This is a genomic window from Erythrobacter ramosus (assembly GCF_009828055.1).
GTDB lineage: Bacteria > Pseudomonadota > Alphaproteobacteria > Sphingomonadales > Sphingomonadaceae > Erythrobacter > Erythrobacter ramosus.
This window is the reverse complement of sequence record NZ_WTYB01000001.1, coordinates 108,257-124,968: the sequence shown is the minus strand read 5'-3', so window position 1 is coordinate 124,968 and position 16,712 is coordinate 108,257. Positions and strand designations below refer to the sequence as shown.

Below are 16,712 nucleotides of genomic sequence, written 5' to 3'. Positions count from 1 at the left end.
AGCAAGAAGGGGGTGGGCAGGCATGGGATAGGCCCGTGCGCATGGTGTTTCAGGCGGTGGCGTCATGGGAGAGACATGCTTACCGCCCCCGCTCCATATCGCGCTCGCGATCCAGTTCGCGCCCGACCGATCCGCGCCCGGGCTCGCTGCGCTCCAGACCCTTTTCCAGGGTGAGTTCGCGCTCTTTGTTGGTCAGGACCGCCCAAACAAACTCGGGCCCGAGCGCCGCACCAAGTCGCCGTAGCTCGTCCGTCATAGCGGGATCGCGCTTATCCGGTTCGTTCTCAACCGCTCGCCCGCGCACAACTTCGATGGCGCTGGTCTTGTCGCCGGGGTTGCGCGCCACATCGCGCTCGATCTTATGCGCATCATCGACGATCAGGACGGCGTCGCCCGTGAACCGCGTCGCGGCGACGAGGAATGAGCGCGTGCTGTTCAGCAACCGCTCGCTCTCGCTCAGCACCATGATGCCGTCCTTTGCGGTCATGCCCTGCGCGATATGGGCGTTGACCGCGTAGGCGAGGTCAAGCCGTTCCAGCATCGGGTCGCCGTGCTTGAGGTTGATCGCCTCACCATCCTTGGTGGAGACGGCAATGCCGTGTTTGCCGATGCTTTCGACCTTGGCCACATCACTATTGGCGAGGCCGCGCGCATGATCATTGGTCGTCCAGCGGATCGGATCGCCAGCGTGCAGCGCAATGCGCTTCTCGGCAAAGACCGACACGGCATCGTGCTGCAGGTTATGGGGGAGACGGCCCGGGGTGAAAGTCTGCACCCGGCCATCCTGCATCTCGAGCCTGACCCGCTCGCCATCATGGCCCACCACGCGGCCGCGCTCGCCTCGTCCAATTTTCTGAGCACGCAGGTTGCTGTTGAAGGTGACGATATGCCCCTCACGGTAGGCCCGCATTTGGCGGGCGCCTTCCCTGGTGATCGTCACCCGATCGAGGACAGTCTGCACATGTGTCTGCTTGCCGAGCTCGCCCTTGTCGGCGCGCTGTTCCTGCACCGCGGTGTTGAGCGAACTGCGCATGGCGCGGCTCAAGGTGAGAAGCAGCGTCTGCTCGCGCTCCTCCGGTGACCGGCTGACCCAAATCGCAGCTGCAGTTTCAACGCCTTCAAGGCGCGGTAGTTCGAGCGTGCGATCCTTGAGGGCGGCGAAGGCGCCTGGCAGATCTTCGCGCTCGAGCGCCGCAGCAACTGCCTTCATCTGAGGCGAGGCAGCGCGAAGGTTTTCGGTAACGGGCGAGGTCGGAGTGCCGCGCTCCTGCGCCTGTTCGAAGGGCTTGCCAGCCGCAATGGCTTGCAATTGCTTCGTGTCGCCGATCATCACCAGCCGCTCGGCTCCCGCGAGATTGGCGAGGCGGACCAGCTTTTCGAATTGCTCTGTGCCGACCAGCGAGGTTTCGTCGACCATGATCCAAGCGCCGCGCAGCTCCCTTGCCGTGTTCGCGACCTGCTCCGGACTGGCGGTGCCATCCAGCACCGGGCGGTACCGCGCGAGGAAGCTGGCGACCGATTTGCCTTCGACGCCGAGCTTTTCGCCGAAATCACGCGCCGTGCGGGTGGCGATGGCCAGCGCATGCACCTGCGTGCCCTCTTCGCGCAGGAGCGTCGCGACAGGGACCAGCGCCGCCGATTTGCCTGTACCAGCCCCGCCTTGCACCAGCTGGACCCGATCATTGGTCGCAAGAACGCCAACAGCGGCGCGTAGCTGCCCCGTGTTGAGCGGCCGCATGCCGAGGTTCGCCGCCGCTTGCTGAACGCGCAACGCGGCTGTCGGCCGGTCAGCGAAGGCTCCAACCGCTCCACGCCCTGCGGCGATCTCATGCGCGGCGCGTTGCTCCAGCGCCAGCATGCTGGCGGGCGTTACCATCCGTTCATTGCCGAGCAGCAGGCCTTTGTCCTGCAATTGCGCGATGCGCGCCTCCACGACCTCGGCATTGATGGGCCCGCGGCGCTCGAGGGCGGCGCGCACGAGATCGAGGCGGTTGAACCCGGCTTCGTTCTCGCCGAGATCGCGGACGGCAGAGGCCACGGCTTGCGCCGCCGCGAAGGCCTGCGGAGTCAGCGCCCCTTTGCGCTCCGGCACCAGAGCATCCCCGGAGCGCGGGGTCAGTCCCATTGCTGCGGCCACCTCCAGCCCTCTTGCATGGATGCCGCGAACCCCCTCAACCATCCGCGACCAGAACGTTTCTCCGCGCGCCGACCGCTCCATCGCCGCCGCAATGATCGGCTGCAGATTGAGCCCCACCCGCGCCGCCTTCTCCGCCCACACCTTTCCGCGCTCTTCACGATCCATCGCGGGTTCCTTGTCCCGCCGCGTCGCCAGGGCGGCGATCTCACGTTCTCGCGGGGAGGAACGGCCATCCTTGTCCAGCACGGCAAGGATCTGCGCGCGGCGCTCGGAGAAGGCCTCGATCTGGGCGCGCGAGATGCCTGCGATCTCGAACTCTCCCAGCACGGGATTGTTGCCCGGCACCAGTTCGTAGCCGAGTTTCTCCAAGCCCTCGCGCAGATAGGCGTTGTGCACGGCACCGAGGGTGCGCTGATGCTGATAGATCTCGTCATTCTTGAGCGAATGCCACTTGCCGTCGCTGGCCAGCGTTGCACCGGCAACCACCGCGTGGACGTGCAGTTGCGGGTCCAGTTGGCGGCTGACATCATGGGTGAAGGTGGCGACGAGAAGGTTGCCGGTGTTTTCGGTCACTTGCCGACCGTCCCGCCAGACCCGGGCCTGCGAGAGGTTCTTTTCCGCCCACACGAGCGTCTGGGCTACGGAAGCCCGAAACGCGTCCACCACCCGGTGATCCTTGCCAACGAGCGCGACCAGGCTGACTGATTTTGGCGCGCTGAAGGTCAGATCGAGGCCGGCGCGGTGCTCGCCGCGACTGGCATTGATTTCACTGCCGTCGGGCAATTTGCCTTCCAGAATGCGCTCGAAGGTGGCGGTTTCGACCTTGCCCTCAAGGCCCAGCGCCTGCGCGCCGCTGCCCTGCCAAAGGCTCTGATCGGTGCCATTCTCCAGCGAGTAGTAGTTATCCGAGGCGTAGTATTCGGCCGCACCGGCAGATGCGACGAGTCCGAGCGACATCATGGCTTCGGCTTGTCCACCATAGGCACGAGCACAGGGCAGGCTTTGGCACCATGCTTGGCCTTCCACAGTTCGCACATGGCCTGATCAGCGCTGCCGTACATGGCGCGGGCCATCGGATTGGCAATCCAGGCATCCGGGGTGAGCCGCGCGAGCATTGTGATGACAACGGCTGCCGCGAAGAGGGCAGTGATGGCGCCGACGCAGAGTTGCCAGGCAGGCATGCGCCAATCTGGTGCAATCTCATATCTGTTCACGGTGCGCGGTGTCTTTGCAGCGGCTTCGATGACGTCGAGCCTTGCGTTGAACCCGGCGATCCACTCCGGCGAGATCGCCGCCGACATGACCTGTTTGTAAAGATCCTCGACCTCTTCCAGGTGCCCATCCAGCAACTCTGAAAAGGGCGTCGCGCCTTGCGCGAACCGGGCTGCCAGCAATTCGCCGAGCCTTTTCATCGCCTCCCGGTTCGCTTCGTCGGTCGCGTTGAAGGCCTCCACCAGCCTCTTCTCACGCCGTTCCGCTGCGCGCAGGATGCGATCGAGGTCGATGCTGATCTGCTCGACTTTCAAGGCGAGGGTTACGGCTGTGCCCGGTTCGATCGGCAGTTTCGGCGGCTCGAACATTGCTCTGCCCTGTTCGCCGGCTCGCACCGCCTCCTCCGCAATGGCGCGCAGCAGGTCGGGACGAGACAGGCCGCGACCTTCCGCGACCGCGTCGAGGTGGGCGAGCAGCCGGTCCTCGTAGGCGACATTTACCTGCGCCACCGCACGCGCTCCCAGATCACCGAAATAGGCGGGAGATGGCGGAAATCCCGGCTTCTACGAGGGAAGTAGGCGCAAGCTCTACGCCGCTGTCGCAAACCGCAGAGCTTTTGCGGGCAACCTAGAGTTCTACCTAGGCCGTAGAACCGCAGAATTCCGGGACTTTCTGCTTCCCTTGGAGCAGCTAGGCAGTAGCGTGGTGCGTGCAATTCACTTTGCTCACTCAAGCCATGTGAAGATGGTCTTTGGGGGACTTGGGAACGTCTGGATTTCCCGTGGGGGTCACAGCGGCTGTTACGCCGCAACACACTGCCACCAGACCAGACGTCTGTGCTGCGAGGCCCGCTCATTGGATTGTCGGCTTTACGGGCAGGGGGAGCGTCCCCAGAACGGTCGCATCGATGGCCTCGCGGATCCTTTCCGCCAGGTTCTGCGCATGGGTGCAGCTGAGCGCGACCGAGACGTCTCCGATCCGCAAGATTCCACCGCGGCAGTCAGCCGGGCATGCGATCTGACGATCACAGATCACCGTGAGTGAAGCGACGTTCCCGATCAGAACGATCGAATGCGTCGGGACGCTGAAAAGCGGCAACCGGGCAACTGGCTCCGTCATCACAGGAGCCTCCCGAAATCGCGCGGACGCTGTGCTGGCGGCCGTGGCGGGATCGGACACACCGGATCACTGACCGGGAGCCTGTCGATCCATTCGTCAATGTCGCGCCGCTTCCAGCGCAGCTGCCCGCCGCCGAGCGCGCAGGGCTTGGGGAAGGCGCCCGCCGCCCGTTTGCGCCAGATCGTGACCCTGCTCATGCGCAGGTGCCGGACGAGATCGTCCGTGGTCATCAAGGTGCTTGTTTCCTCGCGTTCCATCGCCGTTCCTCCACGTCGCAATGCGTGCAGAGGCTTTCACAGGGCGGGGAGCGGACGAAGCCGTTTCTGGGGATTCCTCAGAATTTCTGGGAATTCATGACGTACGGAGGCACCGCATCTGGATCATCATCGGCCTTGATGGCTGGCTATGTGCCCGGGTTCGCTCCGAGTGCTTGATCGAAGCGTTCGGCAGCCGAAGCCGCTTCCTTCATCAGCCTATCGAAGCTGTCGGGCGGGCTGCCGTCATCAAGCATGCCCTTGAAAACCGCGTAGGCGTCTGTCCGGCTACCATAGGCTCGCAAGGTATCCTCATCGTTCACCCAGGCGAGGATGATGACCTTGGCACTGCTGTCGAACCTGAAAAAAAGCCGATACTGCTGGAAAAACTTCGCGCGAAACCAGTGCTTGCGCCTCTCACCCAGCGTATCGCCCTGCCGAAACCCGGGCGCGGCTGGATCGGTGGGGATGTTCTCGGTGATCAGCTTAAAGATGGCGGCGAGACGCTTTGTGCAGTTTTTCTTGCGCCAAGCCTTTGGTTCGCGGGCTTTGCGCTCCTCGGCCTGGCTGATCAGCTCTTCGAGTTGGTCCAGAAAAACGGGGTGCGCATAGATGGACCACCCGTTTACGACGAGCGGCGCCTTCGCCTTATCGTCCCCGGTCATTCGTCGTCGGGGGAGAGGGGCTGATCCAGATCGACATCGATGTCACCCACAAGCGCCTTGAGCCGATCATGCATCGCGCCGCTGAAGGCGCGAATACGTTCGGGGTGCGCCTTGATGTCGGCCTCTACGAAGTCGAGGAAGGCGGCCATAGCGGGGTCGCCACCTTCGCTGCGAACGGGTTCGATATAGACCCGGCCGTCGGCGTCGATGCTGTAACGGATCTGGTCACCCTTGTTGAGCTTGAGCCGTTTGCGCACAGAGCTGGGCACCGTCGTCTGAAAGCGATCAGTGAGCTTCGAGACATCCTGCGCGAGCGCCGGCATATTGAATTCCTCTAGACGCTAGTCGGTGTTCCGACAGCCTAGTAATGCATTTGCATTGTATCGTCAAGAGTGAGCGGCAAACGCCATTTGCGATATGATTTCTGGACCGACGGCCGAAGGGTACATTGAGTGTTGTGCTCAAATGCGCTATGTGAATGCTCAAAGGAGCAATCATGTCCACCTCTGCGACCTATAGCGACAACGTCAGAACAGCGCGCGGCAGCAAGCTTGCAACGCCCAAGCCAGGCGGCGGCTATCGCGAGCTCTTCGCCGCCTCACCTCAGGCGCGGATTGCGATGATTCGGCAAGGCGTGCCCGCTATAGAGGCCAAGCGGCTGGTGCAGGCGCTCGGGGTCGAGCAGAAGGTGTTTTATCAGGCGCTCGGGCTGAAGACAGCTACGGTCAATCGCAAGATCACCCAGAGCGAGCAGCTCGCCAGTGATGAAAGCGAGCGCCTGCTTGGCGTTGCGCGGTTGATCGGGCAGGTCGAGGCGATCGTCGCCGAGTCTGGCGATCCCAAGGGCTTCGATGCACCCGAATGGCTGTCACGCTGGCTGCGTGAGCCGCTGCCTGCGCTTGGCGGCACCCCGCCGATGGCTCTGCTTGATACGATGGAGGGTCAGGCCATGGTCGCCGAGGCGCTCGCCCGCATCCAAAGCGGAGCCTATGCGTGAGTGTATCGGTCTGGCGGATTGCGACTGACACGAAGGACTACGAAGCGGACGATCTCAGCGGCAAGGGGGCCGAGATCACCGGTGGGCGCTGGAACGACAAGGGCACGCCGCTGGTCTACACATCGACGAACCGTGCGCTCGCCGCGCTTGAGACCATCGTGCACCTCAACTCGGGCGGCCTGCCGCTCAACCGCTACCTCGTCGAGATCGTCATTCCGGATACTATCTGGAACGCGGACGAAGGGATCGATCACACGACCGCGCCGGTCGGATGGGACGCCAAACCGGCGAGCCGCACATCATCGGACTATGGCACCCGCTGGGCCAGAGCTGCGACCAGTCTGCTGCTGCGCGTCCCCTCGGTGATCGTGCCGGAGGAAAGCAATGTGCTGATCAACCCGCGGCATCCCGACATCGTGGCGATCAAAGCCCGCAAGGTTCGCAGGTGGATTTATGATCCGAGGATCGTGCGGAGCATGTGACTTACCGGACCAGACCTTGCTTGATCAGGAAGGCTTTAAAGGCCCCATAGGTGCCACTGGCTGACCTGCCGACGATTTTCCCGAGCACGTCGTCGGTGTAGTCTATGTGACGACCGCGCTTCTCGGCGCCTTCCCTGACCCTGGCGGCGATCTGACCGGTCTGGAGGCAAGGATCCCCCTGAACGATTTTCCACGTTTCCAGGTTTACATAGCGGAACTGGTCCTTTTCGCTCACCGATTTCGGCGCGGCCTCGAGGTACGTATTCAGAGCTCGGGTGAATGCGACTTCCGCGATGCCGGTAAAGGGGTGGTCGGTTTCGCGGATCGGTGCAACAGGGACAATGCTGAGGCCCAAATCATGCTCGTCACCGTGAGCCTGTGGCATCGGCGAGGCAATGGTGTCGCGCTTTCCCACCCGCTCGTTCAAGACCACCCTGGGCACCTCGACGAACAATTCCTGCGCCTTCGCACGGGCGTCAATCGCGCCGCTGCGGACGATCAATCGCAGGCCGTTGAGTCCTGCAAATTTTTCCTTCGCGATGACGGACGCGCCGTCACCACGTTGGCGCATGGCGCTGCCTTTGCCCGCTTCGAACTTTGTGCGGCAGGTTTCGAGGCGAACGAACCACTTATGCTGCTCAGATGTCCGTAAGCGTGCCTGAAGCTCTCGGTGGCTCGGTTTGCGCAGCCGCCTGTCACATTCCCACGCGGCCGCGCCAGTCAGGGCCGCCAGATACAGCCACAGGACGGGATTGCCGTCTCCGACCATTGCTAGAACCGAGAGGGCGGCGGCGAACACCGACAGACCAGCACTGGCCCATTTGCCCACATAGAGCCACGTCCACTCGCCTTGCTCAGGATCGAGCCGCTCAAGAAATGCGATGCCAAGGACCGCTTCGGGGGTCTTTTGGGGATCTTCACCGTGCTCTTGAAGCAGGGCGGACCACAGTGTGGGGAAGCGCTCCTCGCCTGTTCTCAAATCGAACGTGGCCATCGATGATTGGTCCACGGGCCCCTCCTGCTTCAGGTCCTCGTTACAGCACAATATTCAGCCCAAAGATCCATCAGCTTGCGCCGCTTTTGCAAGAGTTTTCCGCGCCGATAAGCCGCTTCAACTGGGTTCGCTATTGTGTGCGCCAGAGCCATCTCGGCAACATCGCGGTCAAAATCGGTCTCTTCCGATACCCAGTCACGAAAGCTGCTGCGGAAACCGTGCGGGACAGCATCGATCTCCGCGTCGCGGCAGATCTTCGTCAGGGTCATATCCGACATTGGCTTGCCGTGGCGTGTGCCCGGAAACACGAGGTCGTTGTCATCTTCCTTGTGAACGCGCGCCCGCCTCAACACGCCCAGCGCGGCGTCGGACAAGGGAACGACGTGCTCCACGTCGGCTTTCATGCGCTCGGCGGGGATCGTCCACGTGCGCTCCGTGAGATCGATCTCCGACCAGAGCGCTCCGCGCACTTCGCCGGAGCGGGCCGCTGTGAGGATCAGGAACTCGAAAGCGAGGCGCCCGATGCTCTCACGTTCGCGGAGCTTTCCTACGAAAGCTGCGACCTTGGAATAGTGCAAGGCCGCGAGGTGATTCTGGCGATTGCGCACTTTTGGAAGCGACTTATTGATCGCATTCATCGGCAACGGGTGCGCGCGATAGTTCTTCGCGATAGCCCAATCGATCACCATCCCTATCCGCTGACGCACCCGACGCGCGGTCTCATTCTTTTCGAGCCATATTGCGATCAGCACATCGCGGACGTGCGAACTCTCGATGTCGCTGACAGCGACGTCGCCAATCTTCGGAAAAGCGTAGGTCTGAAGCGATGTCAGCCACTGACCCCGGTGCTTCTTGTTCTTCCAGGTCTTTTTGTTCTCGGCATAGACGGCGGCGGCAGCCTCCCGGAAGGTCGGGATGCCTTCGGCCTTCTTCCGCTGAAGCACGGGGTCGATCCCTGCCTCTACCTGCGAGCGGACTTCGGCTGCCCGTTGCCGGGCCTGGGCGAGACTCACTTTCTTCGCGCTGCCGAGTCCGATATCCCTGCGGCGGCCACTTTTTTGGACTCGGCAGATCCATGAACGGGCACCGGTCGGGGTGACGTTCAGGAACAGCCCATCGCCGTCGTGATGACGTCCGGGCTTAAGCGATCCCCGGAGCATGTTAGCGGTGAGATTGCCCATTTTTCCTTCCCCACATCCTTACCCACACGAGATTGCAACGAATCGCATCGGAATGCAATAGCCCGAAACACAGGGGACGCCCTAAGGCGTTGTTTTTGGTTCATTTTGAAGCGGGGCGAAACAGCCAGAAAGGGGCTGTTGGCGGAGACGGAGGGATTCGAACCCTCGGTACCCGGATAGAGTACGGTTCCTTAGCAGGGAACTGGTTTCAGCCACTCACCCACGTCTCCGGACAGCAGCAAGGCTGTGAAGGCGGGCCTATAGTCAGCCTGACGGGCAGCGGCAAGGTGGCTTGGACAAAAAAGCCCCCTGCCGCCTTGCGCGGACTGCTGGAGCCGGGGGTGAAGGGCTGGTTCGGCGGGCGTTCAGCCTTTGCCGCGCAGTGGTTAACGGCTCGTCGCAAATCCGATTCGCTCCGGCGACGAGCGGTTGCGTCATGTGCGGGAAGCGATTCTGCTAACTGCGCAATAATCCGGGGCTGACACGTCGCTGCGAAAGGCTGCATGATGAGGATGATGACCGCCCGTTTCCCAGACTTTGGTCGCCGGATTGCGGGGTTGGCGCTCGGCGCCTTGGCCGCGCTGACATTGACGGGACCGGCAGCCGCGCAGGATCTTGAGACCTTTGATCCGGATGCCGCCTACAGCGCGCAGAATGGCGCGAGTGCGGGCGGGATTGATGGCGATCTGGCCGCGCCGGAAGCACAGTCCGCGCCGGTTGACTCGGCTCCGGCCGATCCGGCGTTCGACAACGAGTTCGGCACCTATGCCGCTGCGCCCGCCGATGCGACGGCTCCTTTGCCTGATCAGAGCGTGGCCCCTGTCACCACCGCTGCGCAGGCCACTGGCGAGACCTACGGCGAAGATGACCTGATCGGCGCTGCGGAAGGCGTGTTCGGCAAGGGCGCGGAAGGCCTCGCCAAGCTGATCGAGGATTTGCTCAAGAAGCAAGGCGAGCCCAATGGCTACATCGTCGGGCGTGAAGCGGGCGGGGCGTTCATCGTCGGCGCGCGCTATGGCTCGGGCACGTTGCACCACAAGATCGAAGGCACGCAGCAGGTCTATTGGACCGGGCCTTCGATTGGCTTTGATGTCGGTGCCAATGCCGCCAATACCTTCGTGCTGGTCTACAATCTGTACGACACCGAAGACCTCTACAAGCGCTTCCCGGCAGGTGAGGGGCAGGCCTATTTCGTCGGCGGCCTCAATGCCAGCTATCTGCGGCGCGGCGATGTCGTGCTGATCCCCATTCGCGTTGGTGCGGGGCTGCGGCTTGGGGTCAATGCGGGCTATATGAAGTTCTCCAAGGAACAGAAGTGGTCGCCTTTCTGATTGCGATGATGCGTGTTGCGCGCCATTGCGCGCAGCATGATGCTTGACCGACTCAGCCCGCAGGCGCCCGACGCCCTTCTCGCCCTGATCCGCCTCCACGCTGCCGATCCGCGTGAGGACAAGATCGACCTTGGCGTTGGTGTGTACCGCACTGAAACTGGCGCGACCCCGGTGTTTGCCGCGATCAAGACGGCAGAACAGGTGCTGGTCGATACGCAGGACAGCAAGTCCTACCTCGGCCCCGAAGGCGACATGGGCTTCGTCAATGCGCTGATGCCCTATATCTTCGGCGCTGACCCGACGATGGGCGGGCGCATCAGCGGGATGCAGACCCCGGGCGGCACCGGCGCGGTGCGCCTTGCCCTCGCTCTGGCGTTGAAGGCCGGCGTGAAGCGCGTCCACATGGGCGTGCCGAGCTGGCCCAACCACGCGCAGATCCTCGCTGATCTTGGCATGGAGCTGGCGCCCTTCGATCACGCCAACCCCGATGGCACGGCAAACCTCGATGCGGTGCTCGCCGCGATCAACGGGGCGAGCGCGGACGAAGCGGTGCTGCTGCACGCCTGCTGCCACAACCCGACCGGGATCGATTACACCGCTGAGCAATGGGCCGCGATCGCCACAGCCTTTGCGGCCAGCGGCACCTTCCCGATCATCGATTCCGCCTATCAGGGCCTCGGTCATGGGATGGAGGAAGACGCCGCCGGGATGCGCGCCGTGCTCGCTGCCGTGCCGGAAGCCTTCATCGCCTACAGCTGTGACAAGAACTTCGGCCAGTACCGTGACCGCGTCGGCGCGTTCTACGTGCTGGCGAAGGAGCAGGGCGCGCTCGACACCGCCTTCTCCAACGCCAATGCGCTGGCCCGTGCCGGCTGGTCGATGCCGCCTGACCACGGCGGCGCGGCGGTACGGATCATCCTGCGCGATCCCGACATGACCGCACAATGGCTGGCCGAGCTTGACGATATGCGCGCCCGGATGCGCGGCGTGCGCGATGCGCTCGCCCAGGCGGGCACGGCGGGCCGGATCGACCTGACGCCGCTGGCGCACCAGAACGGCCTGTTCTCGATGCTCCCCGTCACCAAGGATGAAGTCGCCACCTTGCGTGAGGAGCACGGCACCTACATGGCCGCATCGGGCCGGATCAACATTGCCGGGCTGACGCCGGGCAACCTGCCCAAGTTCATCGCTGCCCTCGCGGCGGTGGCGGCCTGAGGGCGCCGGCGTGCTTGACCGTCAGCCGGTGCTCGAAGGCGAGCATGTCCGGCTGCGGCCCTTGCGCAGCCATGACTGGGACGCGCTGTTCGCGGTCGCGTCCGACCCGCTGATCTGGGAGCAGCACCCGGCGCATGATCGTTGGCAGGAACCGGTGTTCCGGGCGTTCTTCGATGACGCGCTGGCCAACAAGGGCGCGCTGATAGCGATTGATGCGGCGAGCGGCGCGGTGATCGGTTCCTCGCGCTATCAGGGCCTTGAGGAAGCAGGCGGCGGTTCGGTCGAGATCGGCTGGACGTTTCTGGCGCGCGCGGTCTGGGGCGGGGTGCACAACCACGAAATGAAGCGGCTGATGCTGGCTCATGCGCTGGGGAGCGTGGCGGAGGTGCGCTTCCTCGTGGGCGAGAGCAACACCCGCTCGCGCCGCGCGCTGGAAAAGATCGGCGCTAAACTGACAAACCGCCGCGAGGAGCGGATTATGGCAGGCGGCAAGGTCATCCCGCATCTGACCTATATCATCACGCGCGAGCGGTTCGCGCAGGGGCCGCTGGCACGCAAGGCGTAGCGGTGGTCTGGGATTGCGGCGAACGGGCAAACACCCCGCTATCGCCCGAACCCGCTTTGGCGTAGTCTCCCCGCCAACACTGGCCGTGGGAGCCCCTTATCGAAAAGCGCCTGATTTATCGCTCGCAGCCATTCGGCTTCGATACTGCCATGCTGGCGGGTATTCTGTCAGCCGCGCGGCGCAACAATCCGCGCCTCGGTATCACTGGGGCGCTGGTCTGCCGGCATGATCTCTATCTCCAGCTGATCGAGGGGCCGGGCGAGGCGATCGACGCGCTCTATGCGCAGATTGAGGCGGATGATCGCCATTTCGATGTGCGGTTGCTGCTGTCCGAAGCGATGGGCGAACGGTTGTTTCCCAACTGGGCGATGCTCGACGATACTGCGCCATCGCAGTTCTGGTCGGCGCAGGATGTGGCCAAGGGCGCGCTTGAGACAGCCAGCCCCGAAGAACTGCGCGCGCCGTTTGTCCGGCTTGCCGCTGCCAATCCAGGCTGATTCCCGCCCGCCGCTTACCGCGCTGCGGCGAGGCTCTGCATCCGCTTGAGGTAGCGTGCCAGCACATCGATCTCGAGATTGACCCGGTCGCCCTCGGCCAGCGTGCCAAGCGTCGTGACTGCGGCGGTGTGAGGGATGATGTTGAGCAGGAAATCGCATGCGCCATCAGGCCGGTCGCGCACGTCGTTGACGGTCAGCGACACGCCATTGACCGTGATCGAGCCCTTTTCCGCAATGAAGGGCGACATATCGGCCCGCGCGCGGATCGCGATCCGCCAACTGCCGCCGTCTTGCGAGACCTTCACCACCTCGCCAACCGAATCGACATGGCCGGTGACGATATGGCCGCCGAGCTCGTCCCCGAGCCGGAGCGAGGGTTCGAGGTTGAGGAGCGCACCGGCGTTCCACATGCCGGGCACCGTGCGGCTGACGGTCTCGCCCGACAGATCGACATCGAACCACGCATCGCCCGCCGTGCCGCCGCGTTCCACCACAGTCAGGCACACGCCCGAACAGGCGATCGACGCGCCGATGTCGATCCGAGCAGGATCGAGCGGGGCGGTGATCTTGAGCCGCAGATCGCCGCGCAGCTCGGCGGCGGCGATGGTGCCGATGGCGGTGACGATGCCGGTGAACATGCTGGTGTCCTTATGAGTTTCGTGACCGCAGATAGGCGGTGAATTGGTCGCTGCCAAGCTGGCGGCGCTCATGCAGGTGCCAGCGGCCATGCGCGTCGGCGAGGCTCGCTAGCCCCAGGGCGCCAAGGCTGCGGCGGCCATCGCCGATCAGGATCGGTGCGGTGTAGAGGTGCAATTCGTCGACCAGATCGGCAGCGAGGAAGGCCGCTGCCGTCTCGGCCCCGCCTTCGACATAGAGGTGGAGCACGCTATCAAGGCCAGCGATGGCTTCGGGCGAAGAGATCGCTGTTACGCCGTCAGGTGCGGCTCCGCGGGTCAGCACCACCCGTTGAGGCGAGCGTGTTTCGAGGCCCGGCAGGCGCACATCGAGGCGCGGCGCGTCGGCGCGCCATGTCCCGCCGCCGACCAGAATCGCATCATGCCGCGCGCGCTGGGCGTGGACGTGGGCGCGAGCGGTCTCACCGGTGATCCACTGGCTCGTCCCGTCGGCGAGCGCGATGCAGCCATCGAGCGATATCGCCAGCTTCAGCGTCACCCACGGGCGGCCTGCGCGCTGGCGGGTGAGGAACCCGACAAGGCTGGCGGCGGAGGCCGGGTCGTCCAGCAGCCGCGTTTCGATCCCCGCCGTCTGCAACCGCGCAATTCCCGCGCCAGAGGTGCGCGGGTCGGGGTCGAGCTGACCGATCACCACGCGCGCAGGCCGCGCGGCAAGGATCAGGTCGGCACAGGACGGGCCGCGCGCCGATTCATGCGCGCAAGGCTCAAGCGTGACGTAGAGCGTCGCTTCGGCCAGCGCAGCGGGGGCGAGGCCCGCCAATCCCATCGCCTCGGCATGAGGGCGTCCGCCCGCCTGCGTCCAGCCTCGCGCGATGACGCGGCCGTGTTGCACCACCAAAGCGGCCACACCAGGATTGGGACGAGCGAGCGGGCGCGCGCGAGCAGCCAGCCGCGCGGTGGCGGCCATCCAGTCGTGATCGCTCGGGATCAGGCTCGCAGCTATTGTGCGGCGCTTTCGCTGGCAGGGCTGGGTGCAGGCGTCGGGGACGCGGCGGCGGCAGCTTCGGCTGCCCGTTCGGCCTCAGCCTTGCGCTCGATTTCCTCGACATCCATGCCTGCGGCAGCGCCGAGCGCCTTGTACATGTTGCGCTTCGCCTCGGCGATCCGCGCTTCCTCAGCGGCGCGCAGGTCTCTCACTTCCTGATTGGCGAGGTTCTCGGCTGCGATCTCCGCATCGGTGCGGGCCGGGTCGAGCGTGGTGATGTAGGTCACCTTGGGCCGCTCCGGCTCGCCATAGACCGTGCTGTTCATGCCCCAATAGAACATCCCGGCGACCGGCAGGATCGATAGCGCCAGAATCGGCAGACGATAGGGCTGCGGGCGCCGGATCTCGTTCCAGAAATCCGCAAAGCCGGATGCGGGATTGAAGCGCGACTTGGAGAAGGACTTGGAGAACATGGCGCGCAATATAGGGGCAGCGGGCGCGAACGCCAAATGCTTCGCGTCAGCCGAAGCTGGCATAAAGCCCGCGCCCGTGTTCCTTCAGCCAGCGGTCGGCGCTGGCGATCTCGCCTTCGAAGATGCGGGCCAGCAGCGCGTGAAAGGCCGGGCTGTGGTCGAAGTGGACCAGATGCGCGACCTCGTGCGCGACCACCGAGCGGCGGACGAAATCGGGAGCCTGCACCAGCCGCCAATTGATCCGGATGCGACTCTTGTCCGAGCATGAGCCCCAGCGACGCTGAGCGCGGGTGAGGCCCATCGGCACCGGATCAAGTCCGGCGGCGGCGCAGTAATCGTGCATATCCGCTTCGGCGAGGCGCAGGGCTTCAGCCTCCAGCCAGCGGCGGATGCGCAGTTCCAGCCCGGTTTCGGGCCCGCCGATCCGCAGCGCGTCTTCCTCGACCGCCGGACGACGCGGCGCGCGGGCGTCCCACGCCACCTTGAGCGAAGCCCCGCGATAGCGCACCTCGCCCCCGGGTTCCGGCGCGGTGCGGGCGGGCAGCTTGGCGAGCTGGTCAGCCAGCCAGCCCTTGCGCGAATGGGCAAAGGCAATCGCCTCGCGCGCCTGCGCCCAGGCGGGCAGGCTGATGCGCACCTCGCTGCCATCGGGCGCCAGCCGCAAGGTCAGCCGCCGCGCATTGTGCAGCCGCTTCAAGACGATCGGCAGGCGCTGGCCGCCAAGGTCGATCGCGGGATCAAGCGTCCGTTGGGTCGAGGCGCCGCGCAACCAGTCGATCATAGGCCCGCGTCCTCGTCGCGGGCAGGCCAATGGCGCGGGGCGGGCCACTCGGTGATGTGATGTTCGAGCGGCCCTGCGTCCACCTCGCTCACCACCCGGCCGACCACCGAAACCCCGGCGCGGCGCACTGCATCACGGTCCCCTGAAAGGAGATAGTGCCAGCCCGGCAGCGGCCGATCATCGGCGCGCAGGCGGTAGGCGCAGGTCGAAGGCAGCCAGCTTACCTGCTCCACGATCCGCAAAGTCAGCCGCAGGCAGTCAGGGACGAAGGCCTTGCGGTTGCGATAGTCGCTGCATTGCGCGGTCTGGGTGTCCAGCAACCGGCAAGCGATGTTGGTGTCGAGGATTTCGCCCGTATCCTCGTCCTCGATCTTGTGCAGGCAGCAGCGCCCACAGCCATCGCACAGCGCTTCCCATTCGGGCCGGGTCAGCTCGCCCAGCGGCAGCTCCCAGAAGCGGTCTCTCACTTCACCCATCGGTCCAGTTCCGCCGCAATGGCATCGGCGCCCTTGTCGGTCGGCAGAGTGGCCAGTGGCTCGCCATCGGGGCCGAACAGGTAGGTGATGTTGGTGTGATCGACGAGATAGCCGCCGCCTTCGACCGGCTCGCCTTTGGCATAGTAAACCTTGAACGCCTTGGCAGCGGCGGCGATCTGTTCGGGCGTGCCGGTCAGGCCGATGATGTCGGGAGAGAAGGCGGCGGCAAATTCGCCGACCACCTTTTGCGTGTCACGTTCGGGATCGATGGTGATGAAAAGCGGAGTGATCATCGCCGCCTTGGCCGGATCCTGTCCCTTCAGCACCTTCAGCCCTTGGGCGACGCGCTGCATATCGGTGGGGCAGACATCGGGGCAGAAGGCATAGCCGAAATAGACGATGCGATATTTGCCCGCAAAATCGCCCCAGCGCACGGTCTGGCCCGCACTGTTGGAGAGCGCGAAATCGCCGCCGATCGCAGCGCCGGCCAGCGGCGGTTCCTCGACTGGCCCGGCGGCGCCGCACCCGGCAAGCGACAGCGCGCCTGCAATCAGCAGGGCAAGGATGGGGGAAGGCTTGTTGATCTGGTTCATGCTCTGCTAACTGGTCGCTTGCGAAGGGCGCCGTTGACAGGCCAACGGGTCTGCCCCGCGCCCGGGCACACACAAGATGTGTGACAGGTAATGCGAAAGGATCAAACCGTGGCCTTCGAT

At 64.5% G+C, this 16,712-nt stretch carries 20 protein-coding genes and 1 tRNA gene; 6 read left to right on the top strand and 15 right to left on the bottom strand.

Annotated elements, in window-relative coordinates:
• Positions 1 to 79: 79 nt before the first annotated feature.
• From mobF to GRI59_RS00625, 6 genes are all read right to left on the bottom strand, one after another.
• Positions 80 to 3,097, bottom strand: a complete 3,018-nt coding sequence (mobF, locus tag GRI59_RS00650; protein ID WP_160759284.1) for a MobF family relaxase — start codon at positions 3,095 to 3,097, stop codon at positions 80 to 82.
• Positions 3,094 to 3,858 carry a hypothetical protein gene (locus tag GRI59_RS00645; protein WP_160759283.1) on the bottom strand — a complete coding sequence of 255 codons (765 nt, stop codon included), beginning with the start codon at positions 3,856 to 3,858 and terminating at the stop codon, positions 3,094 to 3,096. The genes mobF and GRI59_RS00645 overlap by 4 nt, the downstream gene beginning before the upstream one ends.
• Before the next feature lie 343 nt (positions 3,859 to 4,201).
• The gene (locus tag GRI59_RS00640; protein ID WP_160759282.1) at positions 4,202 to 4,468 is read right to left on the bottom strand and encodes a hypothetical protein; all 267 of its coding nucleotides are present in this window, start codon (positions 4,466 to 4,468) and stop codon (positions 4,202 to 4,204) included.
• Positions 4,468 to 4,698, bottom strand: coding sequence for a helix-turn-helix transcriptional regulator (locus GRI59_RS00635; protein ID WP_160759281.1), 231 nt, complete (start codon positions 4,696 to 4,698; stop codon positions 4,468 to 4,470). The genes GRI59_RS00640 and GRI59_RS00635 overlap by 1 nt, the downstream gene beginning before the upstream one ends.
• A gap of 173 nt (positions 4,699 to 4,871) precedes the next feature.
• Positions 4,872 to 5,387, bottom strand: a complete 516-nt coding sequence (locus GRI59_RS00630) for a type II toxin-antitoxin system YhaV family toxin (RefSeq protein ID WP_160759280.1) — start codon at positions 5,385 to 5,387, stop codon at positions 4,872 to 4,874.
• Positions 5,384 to 5,710, bottom strand: a complete 327-nt coding sequence (locus GRI59_RS00625) for a type II toxin-antitoxin system PrlF family antitoxin (protein ID WP_160759279.1) — start codon at positions 5,708 to 5,710, stop codon at positions 5,384 to 5,386. Before GRI59_RS00625 ends, GRI59_RS00630 begins: the two co-directional genes overlap by 4 nt.
• A 173-nt stretch (positions 5,711 to 5,883) precedes the next feature.
• Between GRI59_RS00625 and parS the strand changes: the two genes are divergently transcribed.
• Positions 5,884 to 6,384, top strand: coding sequence for a type II RES/Xre toxin-antitoxin system antitoxin (parS, locus tag GRI59_RS00620; protein ID WP_202390838.1), 501 nt, complete (start codon positions 5,884 to 5,886; stop codon positions 6,382 to 6,384).
• Complete coding sequence (locus GRI59_RS00615) at positions 6,381 to 6,866, top strand: type II RES/Xre toxin-antitoxin system toxin (RefSeq protein ID WP_160759277.1); 486 nt, start codon at positions 6,381 to 6,383, stop codon at positions 6,864 to 6,866. The genes parS and GRI59_RS00615 overlap by 4 nt, the downstream gene beginning before the upstream one ends.
• A 1-nt stretch (position 6,867) precedes the next feature.
• Here GRI59_RS00615 and GRI59_RS00610 read toward each other — a convergent pair whose 3' ends face one another.
• From GRI59_RS00610 to GRI59_RS00600, 3 genes are all read right to left on the bottom strand, one after another.
• Entirely contained in the window at positions 6,868 to 7,860 is a 993-nt protein-coding gene (locus tag GRI59_RS00610; protein ID WP_160759276.1) for a hypothetical protein, read from the bottom strand.
• A gap of 29 nt (positions 7,861 to 7,889) precedes the next feature.
• Positions 7,890 to 9,041: a tyrosine-type recombinase/integrase gene (locus GRI59_RS00605; RefSeq protein ID WP_160759275.1), complete on the bottom strand. Its 1,152-nt coding sequence runs from the start codon at positions 9,039 to 9,041 to the stop codon at positions 7,890 to 7,892.
• Positions 9,042 to 9,180: 139 nt separating this feature from the next.
• Positions 9,181 to 9,271, bottom strand: a tRNA-Ser gene (locus tag GRI59_RS00600).
• A 276-nt stretch (positions 9,272 to 9,547) separates the two neighbouring features.
• On the opposite strand from GRI59_RS00600, the gene GRI59_RS00595 reads away from it, so the two are divergent.
• The 4 genes from GRI59_RS00595 to GRI59_RS00580 all read left to right on the top strand — a co-directional run bounded on the left by GRI59_RS00595 (position 9,548) and on the right by GRI59_RS00580 (position 12,649).
• A complete protein-coding gene (locus GRI59_RS00595) occupies positions 9,548 to 10,372 on the top strand; it encodes a DUF1134 domain-containing protein (protein ID WP_160760358.1) in 825 nt (274 codons plus the stop codon).
• Between the two features lie 39 nt (positions 10,373 to 10,411).
• Complete coding sequence (locus tag GRI59_RS00590) at positions 10,412 to 11,587, top strand: amino acid aminotransferase (RefSeq protein ID WP_160760357.1); 1,176 nt, start codon at positions 10,412 to 10,414, stop codon at positions 11,585 to 11,587.
• A 10-nt stretch (positions 11,588 to 11,597) separates the two neighbouring features.
• A complete protein-coding gene (locus GRI59_RS00585) occupies positions 11,598 to 12,152 on the top strand; it encodes a GNAT family N-acetyltransferase (protein ID WP_160759274.1) in 555 nt (184 codons plus the stop codon).
• A gap of 98 nt (positions 12,153 to 12,250) precedes the next feature.
• Entirely contained in the window at positions 12,251 to 12,649 is a 399-nt protein-coding gene (locus GRI59_RS00580; protein WP_337190240.1) for a BLUF domain-containing protein, read from the top strand.
• 14 nt (positions 12,650 to 12,663) lie between these two features.
• Here the strand turns inward: GRI59_RS00580 and GRI59_RS00575 are convergent, their stop codons facing one another.
• The 6 genes from GRI59_RS00575 to GRI59_RS00550 are packed head-to-tail and all read right to left on the bottom strand — an operon-like array spanning position 12,664 to position 16,592.
• Positions 12,664 to 13,287, bottom strand: a complete 624-nt coding sequence (locus GRI59_RS00575) for a riboflavin synthase (protein WP_160759272.1) — start codon at positions 13,285 to 13,287, stop codon at positions 12,664 to 12,666.
• A gap of 10 nt (positions 13,288 to 13,297) precedes the next feature.
• Complete coding sequence (gene ribD / locus GRI59_RS00570; protein ID WP_183363562.1) at positions 13,298 to 14,251, bottom strand: bifunctional diaminohydroxyphosphoribosylaminopyrimidine deaminase/5-amino-6-(5-phosphoribosylamino)uracil reductase RibD; 954 nt, start codon at positions 14,249 to 14,251, stop codon at positions 13,298 to 13,300.
• Positions 14,252 to 14,283: 32 nt separating this feature from the next.
• A complete protein-coding gene (locus tag GRI59_RS00565; protein ID WP_160759271.1) occupies positions 14,284 to 14,742 on the bottom strand; it encodes a hypothetical protein in 459 nt (152 codons plus the stop codon).
• A gap of 46 nt (positions 14,743 to 14,788) precedes the next feature.
• Positions 14,789 to 15,523 (bottom strand): M48 family metallopeptidase, encoded by a 735-nt coding sequence (locus GRI59_RS00560; protein ID WP_160759270.1) that lies wholly within the window; start codon positions 15,521 to 15,523, stop codon positions 14,789 to 14,791.
• Positions 15,520 to 15,999 (bottom strand): YcgN family cysteine cluster protein, encoded by a 480-nt coding sequence (locus GRI59_RS00555; RefSeq protein ID WP_160759269.1) that lies wholly within the window; start codon positions 15,997 to 15,999, stop codon positions 15,520 to 15,522. Before GRI59_RS00555 ends, GRI59_RS00560 begins: the two co-directional genes overlap by 4 nt.
• The gene (locus GRI59_RS00550) at positions 15,987 to 16,592 is read right to left on the bottom strand and encodes an SCO family protein (protein WP_160759268.1); all 606 of its coding nucleotides are present in this window, start codon (positions 16,590 to 16,592) and stop codon (positions 15,987 to 15,989) included. The genes GRI59_RS00555 and GRI59_RS00550 overlap by 13 nt, the downstream gene beginning before the upstream one ends.
• Positions 16,593 to 16,712 lie beyond the last annotated feature (120 nt).

Coding starts and splice junctions, on each gene's coding strand:
- mobF (WP_160759284.1), bottom strand. CDS start 3,097: ATGATGTCGCTCGGACTCGTCGCATCTGCCGGTGCGGCCGAATACTAC.
- GRI59_RS00640 (WP_160759282.1), bottom strand. CDS start 4,468: ATGACGGAGCCAGTTGCCCGGTTGCCGCTTTTCAGCGTCCCGACGCAT.
- GRI59_RS00635 (WP_160759281.1), bottom strand. CDS start 4,698: ATGACCACGGACGATCTCGTCCGGCACCTGCGCATGAGCAGGGTCACG.
- GRI59_RS00630 (WP_160759280.1), bottom strand. CDS start 5,387: ATGACCGGGGACGATAAGGCGAAGGCGCCGCTCGTCGTAAACGGGTGG.
- GRI59_RS00625 (WP_160759279.1), bottom strand. CDS start 5,710: ATGCCGGCGCTCGCGCAGGATGTCTCGAAGCTCACTGATCGCTTTCAG.
- parS (WP_202390838.1), top strand. CDS start 5,884: ATGTCCACCTCTGCGACCTATAGCGACAACGTCAGAACAGCGCGCGGC.
- GRI59_RS00610 (WP_160759276.1), bottom strand. CDS start 7,860: ATGGCCACGTTCGATTTGAGAACAGGCGAGGAGCGCTTCCCCACACTG.
- GRI59_RS00605 (WP_160759275.1), bottom strand. CDS start 9,041: ATGGGCAATCTCACCGCTAACATGCTCCGGGGATCGCTTAAGCCCGGA.
- GRI59_RS00595 (WP_160760358.1), top strand. CDS start 9,548: ATGAGGATGATGACCGCCCGTTTCCCAGACTTTGGTCGCCGGATTGCG.
- GRI59_RS00590 (WP_160760357.1), top strand. CDS start 10,412: ATGCTTGACCGACTCAGCCCGCAGGCGCCCGACGCCCTTCTCGCCCTG.
- GRI59_RS00575 (WP_160759272.1), bottom strand. CDS start 13,287: ATGTTCACCGGCATCGTCACCGCCATCGGCACCATCGCCGCCGCCGAG.
- ribD (WP_183363562.1), bottom strand. CDS start 14,251: ATGGCCGCCACCGCGCGGCTGGCTGCTCGCGCGCGCCCGCTCGCTCGT.
- GRI59_RS00565 (WP_160759271.1), bottom strand. CDS start 14,742: ATGTTCTCCAAGTCCTTCTCCAAGTCGCGCTTCAATCCCGCATCCGGC.
- GRI59_RS00560 (WP_160759270.1), bottom strand. CDS start 15,523: ATGATCGACTGGTTGCGCGGCGCCTCGACCCAACGGACGCTTGATCCC.
- GRI59_RS00555 (WP_160759269.1), bottom strand. CDS start 15,999: ATGGGTGAAGTGAGAGACCGCTTCTGGGAGCTGCCGCTGGGCGAGCTG.
- GRI59_RS00550 (WP_160759268.1), bottom strand. CDS start 16,592: ATGAACCAGATCAACAAGCCTTCCCCCATCCTTGCCCTGCTGATTGCA.